Source organism: Nocardia yamanashiensis, assembly GCF_021183565.1.
In the GTDB taxonomy this organism is placed as follows: domain Bacteria; phylum Actinomycetota; class Actinomycetes; order Mycobacteriales; family Mycobacteriaceae; genus Nocardia; species Nocardia yamanashiensis.
In genome coordinates this window covers 2,254,473-2,276,168 of sequence record NZ_CP089226.1, presented here as the reverse complement: position 1 = coordinate 2,276,168, position 21,696 = coordinate 2,254,473, and the positions used below count along the sequence as shown (strand labels likewise).

Annotated in this window: 21 protein-coding genes; 11 read left to right on the top strand and 10 right to left on the bottom strand. The window is 68.5% G+C overall.

Translation table 11 applies throughout. The features are described 5' to 3' along the window. Positions 1-73 precede the first annotated feature (73 nt). From LTV02_RS11075 to ald, 6 genes are all read left to right on the top strand, one after another. Complete coding sequence (locus tag LTV02_RS11075) at positions 74-1,012, top strand: extracellular catalytic domain type 1 short-chain-length polyhydroxyalkanoate depolymerase (protein ID WP_233039910.1); 939 nt, start codon at positions 74-76, stop codon at positions 1,010-1,012. A gap of 81 nt (positions 1,013-1,093) precedes the next feature. Continuing rightward, positions 1,094-2,281 carry an inorganic phosphate transporter gene (locus LTV02_RS11070; RefSeq protein ID WP_233039909.1) on the top strand — a complete coding sequence of 396 codons (1,188 nt, stop codon included), beginning with the start codon at positions 1,094-1,096 and terminating at the stop codon, positions 2,279-2,281. A gap of 11 nt (positions 2,282-2,292) precedes the next feature. Further along, positions 2,293-2,586, top strand: a complete 294-nt coding sequence (locus tag LTV02_RS11065; RefSeq protein ID WP_233039908.1) for a hypothetical protein — start codon at positions 2,293-2,295, stop codon at positions 2,584-2,586. A gap of 3 nt (positions 2,587-2,589) precedes the next feature. Next, positions 2,590-2,898 (top strand): DUF3349 domain-containing protein, encoded by a 309-nt coding sequence (locus tag LTV02_RS11060; RefSeq protein ID WP_233039907.1) that lies wholly within the window; start codon positions 2,590-2,592, stop codon positions 2,896-2,898. Positions 2,899-2,919: 21 nt separating this feature from the next. Further along, the gene (locus LTV02_RS11055; RefSeq protein WP_233039906.1) at positions 2,920-3,228 is read left to right on the top strand and encodes a DUF3349 domain-containing protein; all 309 of its coding nucleotides are present in this window, start codon (positions 2,920-2,922) and stop codon (positions 3,226-3,228) included. A 133-nt stretch (positions 3,229-3,361) separates the two neighbouring features. Further along, positions 3,362-4,468 (top strand): alanine dehydrogenase, encoded by a 1,107-nt coding sequence (ald, locus tag LTV02_RS11050; protein WP_233039905.1) that lies wholly within the window; start codon positions 3,362-3,364, stop codon positions 4,466-4,468. Between the two features lie 21 nt (positions 4,469-4,489). On the opposite strand, the gene LTV02_RS11045 is transcribed toward ald, so the two are convergent. Next, positions 4,490-4,960, bottom strand: a complete 471-nt coding sequence (locus LTV02_RS11045) for an Lrp/AsnC family transcriptional regulator (RefSeq protein ID WP_233039904.1) — start codon at positions 4,958-4,960, stop codon at positions 4,490-4,492. Positions 4,961-5,411: 451 nt separating this feature from the next. On the opposite strand from LTV02_RS11045, the gene LTV02_RS11040 reads away from it, so the two are divergent. After that, positions 5,412-6,347, top strand: coding sequence for a DMT family transporter (locus LTV02_RS11040; protein ID WP_233039903.1), 936 nt, complete (start codon positions 5,412-5,414; stop codon positions 6,345-6,347). Between the two features lie 4 nt (positions 6,348-6,351). Here LTV02_RS11040 and LTV02_RS11035 read toward each other — a convergent pair whose 3' ends face one another. After that, on the bottom strand, positions 6,352-7,779 hold the full coding sequence (locus tag LTV02_RS11035; protein WP_233039902.1) for a carotenoid oxygenase family protein: 1,428 nt from the start codon (positions 7,777-7,779) through the stop codon (positions 6,352-6,354). Between the two features lie 68 nt (positions 7,780-7,847). Here LTV02_RS11035 and LTV02_RS11030 point away from each other — a divergent pair, with 68 nt between their 5' ends. After that, positions 7,848-8,531, top strand: a complete 684-nt coding sequence (locus LTV02_RS11030; protein ID WP_233039901.1) for a TetR/AcrR family transcriptional regulator — start codon at positions 7,848-7,850, stop codon at positions 8,529-8,531. On the opposite strand, the gene LTV02_RS11025 is transcribed toward LTV02_RS11030, so the two are convergent. From LTV02_RS11025 to pruA, 3 genes are all read right to left on the bottom strand, one after another. Continuing rightward, the gene (locus LTV02_RS11025; RefSeq protein WP_233039900.1) at positions 8,528-9,961 is read right to left on the bottom strand and encodes an amino acid permease; all 1,434 of its coding nucleotides are present in this window, start codon (positions 9,959-9,961) and stop codon (positions 8,528-8,530) included. The two genes, LTV02_RS11030 and LTV02_RS11025, sit on opposite strands and share 4 nt — an antisense overlap. Positions 9,962-10,149: 188 nt before the next feature. After that, positions 10,150-11,097 carry a proline dehydrogenase family protein gene (locus LTV02_RS11020; RefSeq protein ID WP_233039899.1) on the bottom strand — a complete coding sequence of 316 codons (948 nt, stop codon included), beginning with the start codon at positions 11,095-11,097 and terminating at the stop codon, positions 10,150-10,152. After that, positions 11,097-12,746 (bottom strand): L-glutamate gamma-semialdehyde dehydrogenase, encoded by a 1,650-nt coding sequence (gene pruA, locus LTV02_RS11015; protein WP_233039898.1) that lies wholly within the window; start codon positions 12,744-12,746, stop codon positions 11,097-11,099. Before pruA ends, LTV02_RS11020 begins: the two co-directional genes overlap by 1 nt. A 528-nt stretch (positions 12,747-13,274) precedes the next feature. On the opposite strand from pruA, the gene LTV02_RS11010 reads away from it, so the two are divergent. The 3 genes from LTV02_RS11010 to LTV02_RS11000 all read left to right on the top strand — a co-directional run bounded on the left by LTV02_RS11010 (position 13,275) and on the right by LTV02_RS11000 (position 17,564). Beyond that, entirely contained in the window at positions 13,275-14,504 is a 1,230-nt protein-coding gene (locus LTV02_RS11010; RefSeq protein ID WP_332909571.1) for a PucR family transcriptional regulator, read from the top strand. Between the two features lie 162 nt (positions 14,505-14,666). Further along, entirely contained in the window at positions 14,667-16,124 is a 1,458-nt protein-coding gene (locus LTV02_RS11005) for an MFS transporter (RefSeq protein ID WP_233039897.1), read from the top strand. A gap of 60 nt (positions 16,125-16,184) precedes the next feature. Beyond that, the gene (locus tag LTV02_RS11000; protein WP_233039896.1) at positions 16,185-17,564 is read left to right on the top strand and encodes an FAD-dependent oxidoreductase; all 1,380 of its coding nucleotides are present in this window, start codon (positions 16,185-16,187) and stop codon (positions 17,562-17,564) included. A gap of 46 nt (positions 17,565-17,610) precedes the next feature. Here the strand turns inward: LTV02_RS11000 and LTV02_RS10995 are convergent, their stop codons facing one another. From LTV02_RS10995 to LTV02_RS10975, 5 genes are all read right to left on the bottom strand, one after another. Further along, positions 17,611-18,060 carry an NUDIX hydrolase gene (locus tag LTV02_RS10995; protein WP_233039895.1) on the bottom strand — a complete coding sequence of 150 codons (450 nt, stop codon included), beginning with the start codon at positions 18,058-18,060 and terminating at the stop codon, positions 17,611-17,613. A 200-nt stretch (positions 18,061-18,260) separates the two neighbouring features. Beyond that, positions 18,261-18,977 carry a hypothetical protein gene (locus LTV02_RS10990; protein ID WP_233039894.1) on the bottom strand — a complete coding sequence of 239 codons (717 nt, stop codon included), beginning with the start codon at positions 18,975-18,977 and terminating at the stop codon, positions 18,261-18,263. A 94-nt stretch (positions 18,978-19,071) separates the two neighbouring features. Then, complete coding sequence (locus LTV02_RS10985) at positions 19,072-19,863, bottom strand: SAM-dependent methyltransferase (protein WP_233039893.1); 792 nt, start codon at positions 19,861-19,863, stop codon at positions 19,072-19,074. 159 nt (positions 19,864-20,022) lie between these two features. After that, entirely contained in the window at positions 20,023-20,397 is a 375-nt protein-coding gene (locus tag LTV02_RS10980; protein ID WP_233039892.1) for a DoxX family protein, read from the bottom strand. Continuing rightward, entirely contained in the window at positions 20,397-21,545 is a 1,149-nt protein-coding gene (locus LTV02_RS10975) for a serine hydrolase domain-containing protein (protein WP_233039891.1), read from the bottom strand. Before LTV02_RS10975 ends, LTV02_RS10980 begins: the two co-directional genes overlap by 1 nt. Between the last annotated feature and the right edge of the window lie 151 nt (positions 21,546-21,696).

The window sequence follows — 21,696 nt, the reverse complement described above, 5'->3', positions numbered from 1 at the left end:
GCCCGTCGCATCAGCGGCACCCCTGGCGTTCACCGACGGCGTATCCGGCGGGTACGAGGCTATCCTCGCGAAGGTGGGTTGGCCCAAATATGTTTCAGCGGCCGCTATTTCACTGCTGCTGTGTGCCGGGTGCGCGTTCGCGCGCTCCGAGACCGACACCCGCGCCGGCTTCCGCTCCGGCGGCATCGACCGTGAGTATCTGATCCACCGTCCCACCGCGGCGCCAGCCGGACTCCGGCCCGCCGTGCTGATCTTCCACGGCGGCGGCGGCACGGCCGCAAACATGTCCCGCGCCACCACTTTCGACCGCCTCGCCGACCGGGACGGTTTCGTCGCGGTCTATCCCGAAGGCTACGAACGCTCCTGGAACGACGGCCGCGGCGCGGACACCAAGGCCGGCGCGGCCGGCATCGACGATGTCGCGTTCGTCGCCGCCCTCATCGACCGGCTCGTCGCCGGCGAACACGTCGACCCCGCCCGCGTCTATGCCACCGGCCTGTCCAACGGCGCGATGTTCACCGAATTGCTGGGCTGTCGCCTGGCCGATCGGCTGGCCGCCATCGCCCCCGTCTCCGGCCCCCTGCCCGCCGCCGACGAATCCGCCTGCGCGCCCGCGCATTCCCTGCCGGTCCTGGAAATCCACGGCACCGCCGACCCGATCGTCCCCTACGACGGCGGCACCGTACGCGTCACCTCCGGCAATCTCGGCGGCAGCGGCCACAGCCCCGTCCTGTCGGTGCCCGCCACCCAGCAGCTGTGGCGGACGAAGAACGCCTGCGGCCCCGCCGTTTCCACCGCTCTGCCCGCCACCACCGACGACGGCACGTCCGTCACGGTCGAATCCGCCGACTGCGCCGACGGCGCGAAAGTCCAGCTCTACACCGTCACCGGCGGCGGTCACAGCTGGCCCGATGGGCCGCAATACCTTCCGCGCGCCCTGGTCGGCCCCGTCACCCATCAGTTCGACGGTGCGGAACTGATCTGGAACTTCTTCCGCACCGTCGCCCGGTGACACGCGGCCATCGCCTGAACATCAGGTGAACAGCTCCTCGCGCCGGGTTCGCGAGCATCATCCGGGCCGACACTGAATTGCGTGAGCGCCGAGTTCATTGTCCTGGTGATTGTCGTAATCACCGCGCTGGCTTTCGATTTCACCAACGGCTTCCACGACACCGCGAACGCGATGGCCACCTCCATCGCCACCGGTGCGCTGCGCCCCCGGGCAGCCGTGGCCCTGTCGGCCGTGCTGAACCTGCTGGGTGCGTTCCTGTCGGTCGAAGTCGCCAAGACCGTCGCGGGCGGGCTGCTGAACATCGGCGGCGTGCACCATATGGCATTGCTGCACATAGTGTTCGCGGGCCTGGTGGGCGGCATCCTGTGGAATCTGTTCACCTGGCTCTTCGGTATTCCGTCCAGCTCCTCGCACGCCCTGTTCGGCGGCCTGATCGGGGCGGCGCTGGCGGCCCTGGGCGCCAGCGGGGTGATCTGGACCGGCGACGCCAAGACCGGCGTGATCAACAAGATCATCGTGCCGGCGGTGCTGGCCCCGTTCGTGGCCGCGCTGGTCGCCGCGCTGGGCACCTATCTGGTCTACCGGCTGACCCGCAGCTCCGATCCGGGGCGGGTGCGCACCGGATTCCGCTGGGGCCAGATCGGTTCGGCGTCGCTGGTGTCGCTCGCGCACGGCACCAACGACGCGCAGAAGACCATGGGCGTGATCTTCATGGCGCTGGTCGCGCACGGCACCTTCAGCTCCGGTGCGGACATCCCGCTGTGGGTGAAGGTGGCCTGCGCGGTCGCCATCGCGGCGGGCACGTATCTGGGCGGCTGGCGCATCATCCGCACCCTGGGCAAGGGCCTGGTGGAGATCGACTCCCCGCAGGGCTTCGCCGCCGAAACCTCCTCGGCCGCCATCATTCTCACCTCCGCGCAATTCGGCCTGCCGCTCTCGACCACCCAGACCGCGACCGGATCGATCCTCGGCACCGGCTTGGGCAAGCCCGGCGCGGAAGTGCGCTGGGGCGTGATGGGCCGGATGGCTGTGGCCTGGCTGCTGACCCTGCCGCTGGCCGGGCTGGTGGGCGCGCTGTGCTGGTGGGTCGCCGATCTGGTGGGCGGTCTGGGCGGGGTGCTCATCGACCTGAGCGTGCTGATCCTGGCGGCCGTCTACATGTATCTGCGTTCGCGCCGCAACCGCGTGGACACCAGCAATGTGAACGAGGACTGGGCGGACGGCCTGGTCCCGCCGTCGGCCCGCGAACGCGCCGGCGCGGCGCACTGAGGAGCACGATCGTGCACACCTTCACCACCATCGCGAAATCCCTCGGCGAGGTGACCGCCATCGCGCTCGTGCTCGGCGCGGGCGTGCCCCTGCTCTTCGCGGTCGGCGTCCGGCTCTGGGCGCTGGAACCGGCCACCGCCACGGGCCCGGCGACCGCCCGCGATACGCTCGCGCGCACCATCGCCTACCTGTGCTTCGCCGTCACCGTCGTGGTGGTGGTCGCCGGAATCCTGTTCATCGCAAGGGATTTCATCAGCCACACCTTCGACATCCAGCTGTTCGGCGCGAAACCCCGGAAGAAGTGAGCCATGACCACCAACCGGTCGATTCTCGGCGCCGTGCTGGCCTGGCTGCGCGCGGGCTACCCGCACGGGGTCCCGCGTGAGGACTATGTGGCGCTGTTCGCGGTCCTGCATCGCAAGCTCACCGAGACCGAGGTGGAGGAGGTGATCGCGGAACTGGTGTCCGCCGATACCGACGGCGTGGTGGAACGCGCCGAGATCGAGTCCGCCATCGCGAGATTGGCGCACGAGAAGCCGGGTGAAGAGGACGTGGCGCGTGTCGCGGCCCGGCTGGCGGCGGGTGGCTGGCCGCTGGCCCGGCCCGGAGACCTCTGAATCCGGCCGCGCGGCAACGCAATGGGGCTTTCGGACCTGGTCGCCAAGATCGTGGAATGGTTGCGTGCGGGATACCCGCAGGGCGTGCCCGACGCGGATTACGTACCGCTGGTGGCATTGCTCGCGCGGCGGCTGTCGGAGGCCGAGATCCGCGAGGTGGCCGAGGCGCTGGTGCGGCAGGGGGCGTGGCCCGCCGGCAAAGTGGACGTCGGCGTGCTCATCACCCGGCTCACCGACGAGATGCCCCGGGAAACCGATCTGGCGCGGGTGCGCGAACATTTGCGCAGCGGTGGCTGGCCCGTCGACGACGGCTGGAACCCGCCGACGTAGCAGACCGAAGATGCTTCGGCTGACGCACTGTGGTGGCGGTCTCATTCGAAGATCTGTAGCGGTGAATTGCCGATTCGAGAATCATCTTCAGCCGTCTAGCATTGATCTCGCAGAATATTCATACTTTCGGTTCATGAGGATCGGAATCCCCCGCGAGGTCAAGAACCACGAATACCGGGTGGCGTGCACGCCCGCCGGTGTCCACGAACTGGTCTCCCGCGGCCACGAGGTGTACATCGAAACCGGTGCGGGCGCGGGCTCGGCGTTCGACGACGACTCCTACCGCTGCGCGGGCGCCCAGGTGCTCGACACCGCCGACGAGGTGTGGGCCGTCGCTGGGCTGGTGCTGAAGGTGAAAGAGCCGGTGGCCGAGGAATATTCGCGCCTGCGCGCCGGGCAGCTGCTGTTCACCTACCTGCACCTGGCCGCGTCCAAGGAATGCACCGACGCCCTGCTCGGCTCCGGCATCACCTCGATCGCCTACGAAACCGTCACCGCCCGGGACGGATCGCTGCCGCTGCTGGCCCCCATGAGCGAGGTCGCGGGCCGGCTCGCGCCCCAGGCCGGCGCCTACAACCTGATGCGGCACGGCGGCGGCCGCGGCGTCCTGATGGGCGGCGTGCCCGGTGTGCGCCCGGCCCAGGTGACCGTGCTCGGCGCGGGCGTCGCGGGCCGCAATGCCATCGCCGTCGCGCAGGGCATGCACGCCGACGTCACCGTGCTGGATGTGAACATCGCCCGCCTGCGCGAGATCGACGACCTGTACCACGGTCAGGTCCGCACCATCATGTCCAACCGGCTCGAGGTCGAAAACCTGGTCCGCTCCGCCGATCTGGTGATCGGCGCGGTCCTGGTCCCCGGCGCGAAGGCCCCCACCCTGGTCCCCAACGACCTGGTCGCCCAGATGAAGCCCGGCTCGGTCCTGGTCGATATCGCCATCGACCAGGGCGGCTGCTTCGAGGATTCGCGTCCCACCACCCACGCCGACCCGACCTACCGCGTGCACGACTCGATCTTCTACTGCGTGGCCAATATGCCGGGCGCGGTGCCCAATACCTCCACCATCGCCCTCACCAACGCCACCCTCCCGTACGTCACGGCCCTGGCCGACCGCGGCTGGCGCGCCGCCACCGCCGCCGATCCCGGCCTGGCCGCGGGCCTGAGCACCCACGACGGGCTGCTGCTCACCGAATCCGTCGCCGCCGCACACGGATACACCCCGCACACCCTGGCCGCCTGAGAGCGGCACCCGGCGGGCGGTTCAGGACAGATCCGGACGCCCGCCGGGCCGGACATGCTCGAAGATCAGGATCGTCTCCGTCGAGGCGACCGCCGGGTGCGCGCTCAGATTGTCGAGGACGAATCCCCGCAACTCCCCGGAACTCCCGGTCGCGACGTGAATCAGGTAATCGTCCGCGCCCGCGATGAAATACACGTTCTCCACCTCCGGCAATTCCGCGACCTGCGCCCCGAATGCCGCCAACGCCCCGCGCGCCTCGGCATGCAGCCGCACCGCGATCATCGCCTCGAGATCGCGCCCGAGCGCGGCCGGATCGATATCGGCGTGGAATCCGCGAATCACGCCCCGTTCCACCAGCGATCGCACTCGCCCGAGGCAGGTCGACGGCGCGATCCCGGCGGCCTCGGCCAGTGCGTGATTGGTCATGCGGCCGTCGCGGGACAGCTGGTCGAGCAGGATCCGGTCGATCTCGTCGAGTTGCGCCGGTCGCACGGGACCGGACGTCGAGGCCGGGTGTTGTACCCGGGAACGGGCTCGAACGGGGGCGGGTCCCGGCGGATCCTGCCGGGGCGATGGCGCGGCGCCGACGCCGGTGGGAAGCGCGCGAGTGCTGGCGGCAGCCGAAGGAACCTTCTTCACACCGCAACGGTACCGAAGATTATTCGCAAGCCTGGGTGAACTCATAAGGAAAGTTCATCGGTTCGCGGAGCACGTCCCGAATCGGTGAATTCACTCCCCTCACCTTCGCGCCGCACCCCGCGCTACGGGTACGCTCGCCGCATGGGTACCTTCTGGCACACCGTCACCCCGCCGCCCGTCGCCTGATCGGGCGCACCGGCCGGCTCTCGCTTCCCGCTCCCGCTGATCCCTGCTTTCAGCGTGGATATCGTCGTGCGCTCGTTTCGACTCCTCCCCAATGGAATTCGACACGGAGTACACGACTGTGCCAACCAGCACCTCAACTCTCGTCTCATCCCCCGCGCGCGTCCATTTCTGGAGCGGCCCCGCCCCGATCCTGGCGGCCTCCGTCCTGTGGGGCAGCACCGGAACCGCCGCGTCGTTCGCTCCGGCCGGAACATCCGCTGCCGCAATAGGTTCGGCCGGACTGGTCCTGGGCGGTCTGCTGCTGTTTCTCACCACCCGCGGGCGGCCGGGCCGCCCCCGATCAACGGTCGGCATCAGCGCCGGTGACCGCGGGCTGCTCGTTCTCGGCGCGATCGCCGTGGCCGGATATCCCGTCACCTTCTATCCGGCGGTCGCCCGCACCGGTGTCGCCATGGCCACGGTCATCGCGCTGGGCAGCGCACCGGTGTTCGCTGGCCTGCTCGCCTGGCTCACCGGTCAGGGCCGTCCGTCCGCCCGCTGGACGATGGCCACCGTGCTGGCGGTAAGCGGTTGCGCCGTCATGGTTCTGGGCCCATCGCTGGGCGAGAACCGGCACGAGATCGATCCGCTCGGCGTCCTCCTGGCGGCCTGTGGCGGCCTCACCTACGCGATCTACTCGATGGTCGGCGGCCGCCTGATCGGTCGCGGTCACGATTCCGGCGCGGTCATGGGTTCGATGTTCGGCGGCGCGGCGCTACTGGTGCTGCCGGTCGTGCTCGGCACCGGCATCCACTGGCTGACCACCCCGCGCGGCGCGGCCGTGGCCCTGCACCTGGCGGTGTTCACGACCTTCCTGGCCTACCGCCTGTTCGGGTACGGCCTGCGCCACACCACGGTCACCACCGCCACCACCCTGACCCTGGCCGAACCGGCGGTGGCGGCCCTGCTCGGCGTCACCGTCGTGGGCGAGCGCCTGCCGTTGCTGTCCTGGTGCGGGATGGGTGTGCTCGCGGTGAGCCTGGTGCTGCTCACCCGTCCCGCACGCACTGAATGACGGTCTAGGTCGCCGGAATCCAGTTGCCGTGGAACCCCGCCGGCACCCGGTGCGGCAACTGGATGGAGGCCACCGAATCCAGGGTCTCGGCATCGAGAATGGCGAGTTCGCTGCGATCGGTGGCCGCGTCGTAGACGAAGCCCATGAGCACGCCCTCGTCCTCGGCGGCATCGGGACCGGCGGGTTCGAACACGAACTCGCCCAAGCCTTTACCCGTTCCGAACGAGCGGGTGAAGGTCTTGCCGTTGATCAGGTCGTGTTTGAACAAGGTCGATTCACCACTGAGCCCCGTGCCGACCGCGGGCACATACCCGAACCGATGCCGCTTACCGACGAGGCGTTCGTCGATGCGCGGGAACTCCTGCGCCCGATCGTCGAACCGGCTCTGCCGCACCCGCCCCGCGGCCAGATCCACCTCCCAGCGATCCAGGCTCGGCGCACCGTCGTCGGGTCCGGTCCGGTTGGTGTCGAACACCTTCGGATACCGCACCACGTCCAGCACCACGGTGTCGCCGTCGTCGTAGGCGTTCATCGGATGGAACACATAGCAGGGCTCGATCTCGAACCAGCGCACCGATTCCGACCCCTCGCGCGGCATGACGCCGATCCGCGCCGGATACCGCCGATTCCAGCTGTAGGGCAGCCGCTGATAGCCGGGTGCGGTCTTCGGGCGCGGCGGGCTCGGAATCGGCACCCGGCCGATCACGGCGGACAACAGCAATCGGGCGGGCAGTCGCAGCCAGCGCGGGGCGATCATCTCCGCGACCATGCCGGTGTCGAAGGTGACGGGCAGGTCGTAGAAGACGACATACTTCTCGGTGAGCGAGAAGTCGTGCATCATCGGCGATCCGGTGACCGCGATGTCGACGGTGCGCCGGGCCTTCCCGTCGACACCGATCACCGAGTACTGCACCGTGCCCGGCCGCAGGAAGGTGTACGACACCGCGTGCAGCTCACCGGTTTCCGGATCCCGCTTGGGATGCGCGGTGTACCCGCCGCCGAGGGTGCCGTCGAAATCGCAGATGCCGACGGTGTCGAGGTCGCCGTCCAGCTCGAAATTGGCCGCCCCCGCCTCCATCAGCGCGAAGAACCGCCCGGCATGCCCGATGACATTGGTGTTGGAACCCATGCCCGCCAACGGATTCGACTCGAACCGCACCGGTTCGCCGAGCCGCCGCAACGTACTGGGCCCGCGCACATAGCGATTGCGATACCACTCCGCGCGCCCGTCCCGCAGCCGGATGCCGTGCACCATCCCGTCGCCCATGAACCAGTGGTACAGCTCGGGATCCACCTCCCCGATGGGATTGGGCCCGTTGCGCAGGTACCGCCCGTTCAGATGCTCGGGAATCCGGCCGGTGACCGGTAGTTCGGTGAGAGTGTACTCGTGGTCGATCGGGGCGAAGCCGCCGTTCAGATAGCGATTGCCCATTGGAGACCTCCAAAGGAATAACAGCGTTATGTGTCCTAGAATAACGCTGTTATGGAGGTGATTCAACGATGAGTTCCGGCTCCCGCCCACCCGCTCGGCGTGGCAACCCGGCCCTGCGCACCGAACTGGTCGAAGCCGCCATCCAGCTACTGGAAACCGATGGCGCCGAAGCGCTGCAGACCCGCCGGGTCGCGGCCGCCGCGGGCGTCTCGACCATGGCGGTCTACACCCATTTCGGCAGCATGACCGACCTGCTGGTAGCCGTCGTCACCGAGGCGTTCTCCCGTTTCGGCGCCACCCTGGCCGCCGTCCCCGCCACCGACGACCCCATCGCCGACTTCTTCGCCCTCGGCGCCGCCTACCGCGCCTACGCCCTGGCCAACCCCCAGCGCTACCGCCTGATGTTCGGCCTCACCGGGCCCTCGGTCGGCGGCAGTCAATACGTCTGCGATTTCACCGAATCCGCTCCCCCCGACGCCATCGGCGCGGAAACCTTCGAACACGCCGTCACCGCCGCCGAACGCATGATCGCCACCGGTCACCTGCGTCCCGACCCGCCGCGCCGGGTGGCGGCCCGGCTCTGGGCCCTGCTGCACGGCACCGTCCTGCTGGAGATCGCCGGTAACCTGGGCTCCGGAGGCCGCAGCGTCGCAACGGTTCTCGGCCCGGCGACCGTCGACATCCTGGTCGGCATGGGCGCGAACCGGGAACAGGCGGAACGCTCGGCCCGCCTGTCCCGGCAATCCGTCTAACTCTCCTCGAGCGCCACCGCGCCGCCGCGCTCGAGCCGGGAATGCATGCGCGAGTAGCCGAAATAGATGACCAGGCCGATCACCAGCCAGCCGGCGAAGCGCACCCAGGTCTCCCACGGCAGCGACCAGATCAGGTACACCGAGAACCCGATGCCCACGATCGGCACCACCGGCATCAGCGGCAGCCGGAATTCGCGCGGTTCGTCGGGGCGGGTGTAGCGCAGCACGATGACCGACACGCTGACCACGATGAACGCCATCAGAATGCCGATATTGGTCAGTTCGGCAACGGTATTGATCGGCAGCACACCGGCCAGGATCGCGGCGCCGATACCGACGATCCAGGTCACCCGGGTCGGCACCTTGCGGGTCGGATGGGTCTTGGCGAACCATTCCGGCAGCAGTCCGTCGCGGCTCATGGCGTACCAGACTCGGGTCACGCCGAGCATGAAGGTCAGTACGACGGTGATGATGCCGACGATGGCGCCGATCGCGATGATGTTCGCGATACCGGGCATGCCCACCGATTTGAACGCGGTGGAGAAGCCACTGGTGGGGCTGATCTCGGTGTACTTCTGCATGCCGGTCAGGACCAGGGTGGCCGCCACGTACAACACCATGGCGATGGCCAGCGAATACAGAATCGCCTTGGGCAGTTGCTTTTTCGCCTCGGTCGATTCCTCGGCCGCAGTGCTCATGGCGTCGTAGCCGAACACCGCGAAGAACACCGTCGCCGCACCCGTCCACACCGCACTCGTGCCGTACGGGAAGTACGGGCTGTAATTGGCGCTGTCGATCTGGAACACGCCCAAGCCGATGATCAGCAGCACCAGCGCCACCTTGATCAGCACGAACACCGTCTCGAACCGGCCCACGCTGCGAATGCCGCGCGAGAGCACCCAGGCGGTGCCGAGACAGAACAGCATGGCGAACACGTCCACCACGTGCCCGTCGCCGGTGCCGGACGCGCCGAGCATCCAGTCCGGCAGCGTGATGCCGATCTGATCGAGCAGGAAGTTGAAGTACCCGGACACGCCGATGGCGACCACCGCCGCCACCGCCACGTACTCCAGCAGCAGATCCCAGCCGATGAACCACCCGGCCAATTCGCCCAGGGACACATAGCCGTAGGTGTACGCCGACCCCGCCTTGGGCACCATGCCCGCGAATTCGGCGTAGCACAGCGCCGCGCACGCACTGGCCACACCGGCGATCAGGAACGAGATCAGCACCGCCGGCCCGGTGGTCTTGTGGGCCACCGACCCGGCCAGCGAGAAGATACCCGCGCCGATGATGCCGCCGACCCCGATGGCCGTCAGCTGCCACAGGCCGAGATGTCTGGACAGCCGCTCATCGGCGGGGGTGTCCTCATCGACGTCCGAAATCGGTTTGCGGCGCAAGATCTGGCCGCGCAACTCCGCAATGGACATGCGGGATCCTTTCGTTCCGCTGCGCCCCGCGCCGATGCGGGTAACGCAGGTCATACTCGAGCAGGCTCAGCTAATCCGACCATGACATACCCGCGGATCGGCCGATTGGTTAAATAAAGTTCAAAGCGGTTGGCCGATAGGACAACCGGCCGGGCGTCTCGCCCCTCATCCGACACGCCCGGCCGGGCTCACCGCTGCGCGCCGGGGCGCAGGGCGCGCAGGAAGAAGGCGAGATTGGCGGGGCGCTCGGCCAGGCGGCGCATGAAATAGCCGTACCACTCGTCGCCGTAGGGGACATAGACCCGCATGCGATGCCCGGCGGCGGCCAGCCGGCGCTGTTCATCGTCGCGAATGCCGTAGAGCATCTGGAACTCGAAGTCGCCGGGCGCGCGGGCGGATGCGGTGGCGGCGGCGATCATGGCGGGGTCGTGGGTGGCGATCATCGGATAGCCCCGGCCGTGCATGAGGACGTCCAGGCAGCGCAGGTACGAGGCGTCCACCTCGGCCCGGGACTGGAAGGCGACGGACGCGGGCTCGCGATAGGCGCCCTTGCACAGCCGGATTCGCGATCCCGGGCCCGCGAACTCGCGGCAGTCGTCCTCGGTGCGGTGCAGGTAGGCCTGCAACACCGTGCCCAGCCACGGGAACTCGCGGCGCAACTCCCGCACGATGGCCAGGGTGGACTCGGTGGTGGTGTGGTCCTCGGCGTCGATCGTCACCCACACGCCCGCCGCGTCGGCCGCCGAGCAGATCTTGTGCGCGTGTTCCAGGGCGATGGCGTGCCCGGAACGCGGCAGGGACTGGCCGAGGGCGGACAGTTTGAGCGAAACCTCCAGGGGGCGAACGGTTTCCCCGGATGCCGGGAGGTCGGCGAGGGTGTGCAGCAGCTCGCGATAGTGGTCCACGGTGGCGGCGGCCTGAGCGGGGTCGGTGGTGTCCTCGCCCAGGTAGTCGATGGTGACCAACCGGTCCGTCTCCCGCAGTAGCCGGGTGGCCGCGGCGGCGTGCGCCTCCGATTCCCCGGCCACGAAGCGTTCCACCAGTTTCCGGGTCGAGGTCATCCCGGTGACGGTGCGCCGCACGCGCGGTGAGCGCGCGGCCGCCAGCAGTCCCGGGCGCAGCACGGTCGCGAACATCAGGCCTCCCCGTCGATCGCCTGGTGCGGATACCGGTGGTCCCGGGGCGGCACGAAGGTTTCCTTGATCGTGCGCGCCGAGGTCCAGCGCAGCAGGTTCTGCGCCGACCCGGCCTTGTCATTGGTGCCCGAGGCCCGCGCCCCGCCGAAGGGCTGCTGTCCGACCACCGCGCCGCTGGGCTTGTCATTGATATAGAAATTGCCCGCCGCGAACCGCAGCCGCTCGGTGGCACGGGTGACGGCGACGCGGTCGTCGGCGATCACCGAACCGGTAAGGCCGTAGGGCGCACCACGATCCACCAGGTCCAGCACGGCGTCGAAGCCGCCGCGCGCGGTGTCGTCGTAGACGTGCACGGCCAGGATCGGACCGAAGTACTCGGTCCGGAAGGCTTCGTCGCCCGGATCATCGCCCAGCAGGACGGTCGGTTCCACGAAGTAGCCGACGCTGTCGTCGGCCCGCCCGCCGGTGAGCACGGTCAGGCTCGCGGTCGCCTTGGCCCGTTCCAGTGCGGCGGCATTGCGGTCGAAGGCCCGCCGATCGATCAGCGCCCCACCGAAATTGGCGAAATCGGTGACATCGCCGTAGGTCAGCGCCGACACCTTGTCGATGAAATCGCCGGACATCTGCTCCCACACCGACTTCGGCACGAATGCCCGCGACGCCGCCGAACACTTCTGCCCCTGATAGTCGAACGCGCCCCGGACCAATGCCGTGGTCAGCACCTCCGGATCGGCGGAGCTGTGCGCGAGCACGAAGTCCTTACCGCCGGTCTCCCCCACCAGCCGCGGATAGCCTTCGTACCCCGCGATATTCGCCCCGACCGTCCGCCACAACTCCTGGAACACCCCGGTGGAACCGGTGAAATGGATACCGGCCAACCGCGGATCGGCCAGCGCGACTTCGGAGATCTCCGGCCCCGGCCCGTTGACCAGGTTGATCACGCCCGGCGGCAGCCCCGCCGCCTCGAGCAACCGCATGGTCCAATAGGCCGCCACCGCCTGGGTCTGCGCGGGCTTCCAGAGCACGGTATTGCCCATCAGCGCCGGCGCGGTCGGCAGATTGCCCGCGATGGCCGTGAAATTGAACGGTGTGATCGCGTACACGAACCCTTCCAAGGGCCGGTACTCCACCCGATTCCACACGCCCGCCGACGAAATCGGCTGATCGGCGAGAATCTGCCGCGCGAAATGCACATTGAACCGCCAGAAATCCACCAGCTCGCACGGCGCGTCGATCTCGGCCTGATACGCGGTCTTGGACTGCCCGAGCATGGTCGCCGCCGCGAGGGTCTCCCGCCACGGCCCCGACAGCAACTCGGCCGCCCGCAGGAACACCGCCGCCCGATCCTCGAACGCCATCGCCCGCCACTCGGGCGCGGCGTCAGCAGCCGCATCAATGGCATCCCGCGTGTCCTGCGGCGTGGCAGCGGTACAACTACCGAGCACCGCCGCATGCCGATGCGGCTGCACGATCTCGGTGACCGCCCCGTCCCCCCGTCGATGTCTACCGCCGATGACGTGATTCACCTCGACCGGCGTCGCGGCCAACTCGGTCAGCTTCGCCTGCAGCAGAACGCGTTCTGGGCTCCCCGGCGCGAACGTGCCGACGGGTTCGTTCACCGGCCGGGGCGGACTGGTGACGGCGTCCATGAATCCTCCTGTATGGAATCGCGACCGGCGCGGCGATCGGCCGGGACGGTCATCTGGTGAGCCGGGCCCGAACAGCTCGGGCGGTGTGCCGCGTTCGAACAGTTCAGGCGCTCGACAACGTGCGGGGCGGTGCTCGGCCGACCGGTTCGATACCGGGCCGGTGCGGGGTGCTGGGCCGGCCGGTGCGGTAAGGACCGGGTACGTTTCTCGGTCGGTCGGTGCGGCACCGGGCCGGGTGTTCTTGTGCTCTGTCGGGGTCCGCGATCGAGCGGGCGGGGCGGGTGTGGACCGCCTCGGGCTTCGAGGCGGTACGGCGAGTCAACTCCGCGCACCCCGGCCGGGGATTGAGCCGATCGGCCAAACCTGCCGCCCGCCTTGTTGTACGTTCGGCCTACCGAGGTCCCTGACGAGCGCCGAGGTTCGCCCGATCGCGGTGCGCCGGATCAGCGGTCGGCCGCCGCCGAGCCCGGGGCCGCGCTCGCCGCGCCGGACGGGATGTCGGGCGACCGATCGAGGAGAGGCGGGACAGTGGCGGCGGACGAACCCGGCGGCGTGCTGCGCGACGAACTCGCCGCCGACACCGACCTGTTCGGGCTGGCGCGGATCGTGGCCCAGCATGCGGGCGGCATGGTGTCCATCGAGGATCCGCGCTCGCATGTGCTGGCCTATTCGGCGTCGAACGAGGCCGCCGACCGGTTGCGCATCCAGTCGATCCTCGGGCGCGAGGGGCCGCGCGAATACCTGCGGGTGCTGCGGCAATGGGGCGTTTTCGACCGGCTGCGGCAGACCGACGAGGTCATCGACCTGCCGCCGCAGGCCGATATCAAGCATCGCCTGGTGGTCAGCATTCGCCAGTCCGCCGATGGAACGCCCTCCGCGCCAATGGTTCTCGGGTCCATCTGGCTCCAGGAAGGCGAACGGCCCTTCAAACCGGGCGCGGCGGAAGTGCTGCGCGGAGCCTCCGCGATCGCGGCCCGCATCATCTCCCGCAGCCTCGCCGCGCCGTCCACCGAAGCGCTGCTCGTCCAGCGGTTGTTCGGCGCGGGTCGCGGCGAGCTCGATATCCCCGCGGTCGCCGACACCTTGCGCATCCCCGTCACCGGTCCCGCCGCCGTCATCGGTTTCGCGCGCCTGGACACCACCACCGCCCGCGACCATTCCGCCCTCGGCAGCACCATGCGCTTGCACGCCAGCGCTTTCCGCCGCGACGCACAAGCCACCGTGATCGGCGACCGTGCCTACGTGCTGCTCCCGGCGTATCAGTCCGCGACCGCCGTCACCGCCTGGGCGCGCCAGCTCGTCGAGCAGCTGGAAGTGTTGCGCGCCTTGCCACTACGCGCGGCGATCGCCCTCCCCGTCGCGGACCTCGGCGCGGTGGCGAGCGCCCGCCGCGAGGTGGACCGCGTGCTGGATTCCGGCACCGCCGCCCGCGTCACCACCCTCGCCGATTCCCGCACCGCCGTACTGCTCGGCGAAATCCTGGACCTGGTCGCGGCCCGCCCCGACCTGCACGATCCCCGCCTGACCGTGCTGTTCGACTACGACCGCGAGCACGCCGCCAACCTGCGCGAGAGCGTCGAGGCCTACCTGCGCGAACACGGCGACGTCCGCAGCGCCGCCACTTCCCTGCGCATTCACCCGAATACGCTGCGCTACCGGCTGCGCCGCGCCGCCGACCTCACCGGCATCGATCTCGACGACCCCGCCGACCGCCTGCTGCTGGAAATCCAGCTCGCCCGCCACCGCCGCACGGGCTGACTCGACCCGCACCCGCCCCGGCACCCCGACGTGCCCGCAGCCGGGATACACGTCTCGCCCCGGGGTGTGCGGATTCCGGCTGAAAGTGACGAGGGCGGTCGCTGATTGGGCGGCGGCGCACCGGGTATTGCGGTCGGGGCGACGAGCGAAAGGCGGTGCGGGGTGCGAACCATTTCCACCGATATTCCGGCTCGGCTCGACCGGTTGCCCTGGTCGCGCTGGCATTGGATGGTCGTGATCGGGCTCGGATCGGTGTGGATGCTCGACGGGCTCGAAGTCACCGTGGTGGGCAGTGTGGCGAGCCGGCTGTCGGAACCGGGGAGCGGGCTGAATATCAGCGCCGCACAGGTTTCCGGGCTGGCGGCGGCCATGTATGTGGCGGGTGCGGGCACGGGAGCGTTGTTCTTCGGCTGGCTGACCGACCGCTTCGGCCGCAAGAAACTGTTCCTGATCACGCTGGCGCTGTATCTGACCGCGACCGCGCTGACCGCCCTGTCGTTCTCGGTGTGGTGGTTCGTGCTGTTCCGCTTCCTGACCGGATTCGGTATCGGCGGCGAATACGCGGCCATCAATTCCGCCATCGACGAACTCATTCCACGCCGTTTGCGCGGGCGCATCGACATCGTCATCAACGGCACGTTCTGGCTGGGCGCGCTGGGCGGTTCACTCCTGTCCATCGTCGCCTTGAACACCGATCTGTTTCCCCCGAATGTGGGCTGGCGCTTGACCTTCGGGCTCGGCGCGATCTTCGGCCTGATCATTCTGGTGGTGCGCCGGCACGTGCCGGAGAGCCCGCGCTGGGCGTTCATTCACGGCCGCGACGAACAAGCCGAAGCCACCGTCGCCGATATCGAGGACCAGGTGCGCGCGCAAACCGGCGCCACCCTCGAGGACGTCTCGGACCAGCGCATCGAGATCGAGCAGCGCCGCCGGACCGGATTCGGGGAAATCGCCCGGGTGGTGTTCCGCGACTACCCCACTCGCGCGGTGCTCGGATTCTCGCTCTTCATCGGGCAGGCGTTCCTGTACAACGCGATCACCTTCAATTACGCGCTCATCCTGTCGAAATCGTTCGGAATTCCGGACGACCACGTCGGCTACTATTTCGCGCTGCTGTGCCTGGGCAATTTCTTCGGTCCGCTACTGCTGGGCAGACTGTTCGACACGGTCGGCCGGGTGCCGATGATCGCGGGCACCTATATCGGCTCGGCACTGCTGTTGCTGGGCACCGCATGGCTTTTCCGTGGCGGCCACCTGTCAGCGCTCACGCTGACCGCCTGCTGGTGCGCGGTGCTGTTCATCGCCTCCTGCGGCGCGAGTGCCGCCTATCTGACGGTGAGCGAGATCTTCCCGATGGAGATCCGCGCCATGGCCATCGCCTTCTTCTACGCCCTCGGCACCATCGCGGGCGGAGTGACCGGTCCCCTGGTTTTCGCCAAGCTGTGCGCCGACGGCGACCCCGGCCGCATCGCCGTGGCCTTCGCCATCGGGGCACTCGCCATGCTGCTGGCCGGACTGGTCGAACTGATTTTCGGCGTTCGCGCGGAAGGACATTCGCTCGAGGACCTGGCGCGACCTTTGAGTGCGAGAACCGGTATGGCCCGCGCGGACGAGAACTAACCGCCCGGACCGGCCGGTCGGCGTGACGCTGTCGCCCCGTCGTCTCGTAACGTGAACCGCATGAGCGAACGCGTGGTGGTGATCGGCGGGGATGCGACCGGAATGTCGGCGGCATCGCAGGCGCGCAGGCTGAAGAACGCGGGTGAGCTTGAGATCGTGGTCTTCGAGCGCGGGCACTACACCTCGTATTCGGCCTGTGGGATTCCGTATTGGGTGGGCGGCGAGGTCGGCGCTCGTGACGATCTCATCGCCCGCACGCCCGCCGAGCACCGGGCCCGCGATATCGACCTGCGCCTGCGCACCGAGGTCCTCGAACTCGACGTGCCCGGACAGCGGGTGCGCTGGCGTGACCTGGAATCCGGCGCCGAATCCTGGCTGTCCTACGACAAACTGGTACTCGCCACCGGGGCGACCCCCATCCGCCCGCCGCTGCCGGGCATCGACGCCCCGGGCGTGCACGGCGTGCAGACCCTCGACGACGGTCAGGCCCTCATCGACACCCTGGAATCGAATCCGGGCCGGCGCGCGGTTGTGGTCGGCGCGGGCTATATCGGCGTGGAGATGGCCGAGGCGCTCATCCATCGCGGCTACCAGGTCACCATGGTCAATCGCGGTCCCGAACCCATGTCCACCCTCGACCCCGATATGGGCGTGGTGGTGCGAAAAGCCATGGAGGGCATGGGAATCAAGGTCATCGGCGATGCCGAGGTGACCGGCATCCGCACCGCCGCCGACGGCCGCGTCGAAGCGGTCACCACCACCGACGCCGAATACCCCGCCGACGTGGTGGTGCTCGGGCTGGGAGTGCGACCCAACACCGATCTGGCCCGCGCCGCCGAACTGCCCCTGGGCCCGGCGGGCGGCCTGGTCACCGACCTGGCCATGCGGGTGCGCGGCCACGAGAACATCTGGGCCGGCGGCGATTGCGTCGAGGTCCTGGACCTGGTGTCCGGCACCCTGCGCCATATCCCGCTCGGCACCCACGCCAACAAGCACGGCCAGATCATCGGTTCCGGCGTCGGCGGCGACTACGCCACCTTCCCCGGCGTGGTCGGCACCGCCGTCAGCAAGGTCTGCGATCTCGAGGTGGCGCGAACCGGGCTGCGCGAGAAGGACGCTCGCGCCGTCGGCCTGCAATACGTCACGGTGATGATCGAATCCACCAGCCGTTCGGGCTACTACCCCGGCACCGCGCCGATGACTGTCAAACTGCTCGCCGAACGCCGTACCGGTCGCCTGCTCGGTGTCCAGATTGCCGGGCGCGAAGGCGCCGGCAAGCGCATCGACATCGCCGCCGTCGCCCTGACCGTGCGCATGACCGTGGAACAGATGGTCGCTCTCGACCTCGGCTACGCCCCGCCGTTCTCACCGGTCTGGGATCCGGTGCTGGTGGCCGCCCGCAAGGCGGTCTCGGCGGTGCGCCGCGACAGCCGCGCATAGGCGCGCGGGCCCGCGAACCGGTGGTTCCGGGCCCGGAGCCGCGCCCTCAGCTCCGATAGCCGGACAGGATCGCCCGGATCGACGGCGTCACCGGCAGTTCGCCGTCGAGCGGAACCCATCGGTAGCTGAAGTAATTCGACAGCCGGATCGGCCCGGTCGCTGCCACCCCGACCGCGAAATGCTCGCGTCGCACCGGTTTACCGGCATTGTCGAGGTAGTCGAAGCTGCCCAGATGCCGCTGGATATCGACCACGGTCAGGGCGGTCTCCTCATACAGCGCCCGCGCGACTGCGGTGGAGAGCCGCTCGCCCGGGCGCACGATGGTTCCCGGCAGATTCAACGGGCTGCGCGTGGACGGGTACTCGTCCCGCTGTAGTAGCAGGATCGCCCCGTTCTGCTCCAGTACCAGCCCCACCCGCAAGGCCACCCCGTCCGCGACGGCCCGCGCCTGCAACTCGGTCAAGACCGACTCGCCGATCGACAATTCCGATGACACCTCGAAATCCCACACTGCGCACCACATCCCGTATGGCTGGACATCCTCGACCAGCACCCTGTCAACGCTACCGGTCGAGATGCACTCCGCGGCAGAGGAACTCACCAGTATCGGTGCTTCTCCGTCCAACGATTCGGCAACCCGGAAACTTTCTCAATTCGGGCGAGCCGTACCGATTCCGTGCATCCCGGCGGTAGCGATCAGAAATAGACTCCGGGCTCACAGTAGCCGGTGACCATTTGCCGGTCGCCGTAGCGAACCGACCCCGGATCCCATTGCGCGCCCAGCCCTTCGACGAACCCGCGCACCGTGTCGAGATCGCCGCGATCGGCGACCAGGATGAGGGCGCCGTCCTCGGTGACCGAACCGCCGCCTAGTCGATCCCGCGCGGCCGGATCGGCCAGGAGCGCGTCGTGCAGGCGGGTCTTGTCGACGCCGGGCACCCGCACCAGGAATCCGTCGGCGCGTTCGTTGTCGGCGGCCAGGAACTCGATGCCCAGCACCGCTTCCTGGTTGTAGCGCACCCGCAGGTCGTCGGCGATCCAGCAGAGGTTGTCGCGCCCGGTGCAGGCCAGCTCGAAGCGGCGCGCGGGCTCGTAGGTGATCTGCTGTGAGTCCTGTGACCAGTACACGCCGTCGATGGCTTCGGAAGCCACCGTGAGCCCCAGCTCCATGGCCGCGGTCAGGTTCACCTCCAGCTCGAACTGGGTGAGCGGATCGTTGAGCCGGGCATCGGCGGGATCGGTGATGGTGGCGGTGTTCCAGGTGCCGAACAGTTCGGCGGTGGGCTGCATCCAATTGTCCGCCGCGCACGACCACGGCCCGTAGGCCTCGGCGGCGCCCGAGCCCGCGACGAGCCCGGCCGCGGCGGTGATGACGGCGGCGGCGCAAACGGCGGCGATTCTGGCGGTGATCATTCGACCGGCACCCCTCTCGAGAGGAGTCGAAATACGACTACTGCACAAACGCGATGAAAGACAATCGCATTGTATTGCGCCGACTCGCCCGGCATTACGGTTTACGGCCGACCCCGCAATAGCAATTGATCTTCGCGTCGAAGGACGCCGGAATCTCGTCGGCCTGTTCGACCCGCCACCGGTGCGGCGGCACCACGCCCGGTTCCACCAGTTCGAGCCCTTCGAACCAGCTGAGCACCTCGTCGCGCTTGCGGATCTGCGCGGGCATCCGGCGCACCCGGTAGACGTCCTGCGCGGCGGCGAGCTGCTCGGGTGCGAAATCGCCGGTGATGATGCAGATCGCGAGATACGAGCCCGGCGCGAGAGTATCGAGGAAGGTCGAAATGATCTTGTTTACATCGGCCTCGACGAAATGCAGTAGGGCGATCATGCTCAAGCCGACCGGTTGGTTCAAATCCAGTAGCCGACCGAGTTCCGGTGCGCGCAGAATCGAATTCGGATCGGTGACATCGCCCTGGATATAGGTCACCGTCTCCGGCGCAGTGGCCGCCATCAGCGCGCGGGCATGCGCCAGCACCAGCGGATCGTTGTCGACATAGACAACCCGGGCGTCCGGCGCGCTCTGCTGCGCGATCTGGTGCAGGTTCGGCTCGGTCGGGATCCCGGTCCCGATATCGAGGAACTGCCGGATGCCGGCCTCGGCCAGAAACCGGGTGCTGCGATGCATGAACTGGCGATTCACCCGCGCGGCCACCCGGATATCCGGCCAGGCCTTCAGGATCTCTTCCGCGGCGATCCGGTCGGCCTCGTAGTTGTCCTTGCCGCCGAGGAAGTAATCGTAGATCCGGGACGTATGTGGTTGATCCAGTGGGACATCTCCGTCCATCCAATCACCGCTTCGAGCCCTTGACCGATAACAGCTTGTCCGCAACAGACTAGTTCGTCGCCCGGGCGCGGCAGGGCAAAAGCGCGGAGCCCTCCCCGGGTTCGGGGAGGGCGGTTTCACGCAGTCGCGGATCCTACTGCCGTCCGGCCGGACCGGGAATCAGGGGAGGGCGGCGCGGGCGGCGAAGGTGGAGGCCGCGAAAACCAGTGGGCCGCCCCATTTGTCCGGTCCGTCGCCGACGGCGATATGGGAGGCCGCCGCCCCGCCGTAGACGAAAACCAGTCCGGCGTAGGCCCACTCCTTGGTGCGGGGATGGCCCGGGGTCAGAATGGCGGCCAGTGCCGCGACTTTCGCCGCGCCGAGAATGGTCGCGAAATACATGGGATAGCCGAGTTTGCCGAAAACATCACGGACATAGGTGATGCGGGCCAGGTCCCAGTAGGAACCGACGGCGGTCTCGGCCAGCACCGCGGTCGCGGGCAGCCAGCGCGCCGAACGCAGGATGCGGGAACGGAGTAGCGAATTCGTGGTCATCAGCGATGGCTCCTGTGCAGAACGGCTGCCAGCCGGGCGTTTTCGGGGGCGGTGAAGGCGAAGGCGGCACGGCGGCGGGTGTAACCGTAGGTGAGGCCGGTGTGCGGGTCGCCGAAGCCGTCCGATCCGGCGGAGCCGGTGTGGCCGAAGGCGTGCGCGCCGAGGAATCGGTGGATGAGGGTCTTGGCTTCGAAGCCCAGGGCGTAGGGGGCGTTATCACCGCGTACGAGATCTGTTCCACTGGAATGGATTTCGGTGATCCGCGCGATGGTGTCCAGGGACAGCAGGGGCGGCAGGTCGCCGAGGCCGGAGATCGCGGCGGCGTACATGGCGGCCAGGCCGCGCGCACTGCCGACCCCGCCCGCCGAGGCCTGGCCGAGCCGTCGCAATCGGGCGTCGTTGGGCAGGGTCATGACATCGGCGGGCGTGAATCCGCGGGCATTGAGGTTGTAGGCGATTCCTGGAATGCCGTACGGGTTGGGCGAATTCGCCTCGAATGCCGATTCCATTTCCGGGGTGGCGCGCCAGGGCAGAATCGGCAGGTAGCGGTCGTCCAGTTCCTCCGGCAGCCCCAGAAACACGTCCAATTCGTAGGGTGCGCGAATCCGCTGCTCGAAGAGCTCCTGAATGCTGCTGCCCGTGACGGCCCGCACCACCTCGCCCACGATCGCGTAGGTCACGAACCCGCCGTACCCCTGCGACGTACCCGGTGCGAAAAACGGCCGCTGATCCGCCAGCCGCTCGGCGATGACGCGATCGGAAGCCAGCTCGGCCACCGTGAACCCGCCATCGGCGTTGATGACACCGCAGCGATGGGTCAGCACCTCGCGGACGGTGATGCGACCCTTGCCCGCCGCACCGAACCGCGGCCAGTACTCCGCCACCGGGCGATCGACCTCGAGCACGCCGTCCTGAATCAGCAACGCCACCACCAGTCCCGCCGCACCCTTGGTCGAGGAATGCAATCCGGTCAGCGTCGTCCCGGTGACGTGCGCACCCGCCCACAGATCCACCACCGGCCGCCCACGCACATACGCCGCCAGCTGCGCCCCCGATTCCCCGTCCTCCGCGGCCACCACGGCGGCGAATTCGGTTCGCACATCCTCGAATCCGTCGGCCACGGTGCCGTGTATCTCGATCGCGTTCACCGTCGGTACTCCTTTCGCTCGATCCGTCTGCCGCACTGACGGGCGGCGGCGCGAAAAGGTGACCGATTGCCGAGAAAGCCCAGGTACCGGCCGATATCCAACCGCCGCTGTCACATTCCCCCGGCGCGATCCGTCATCGATACGGACGTAT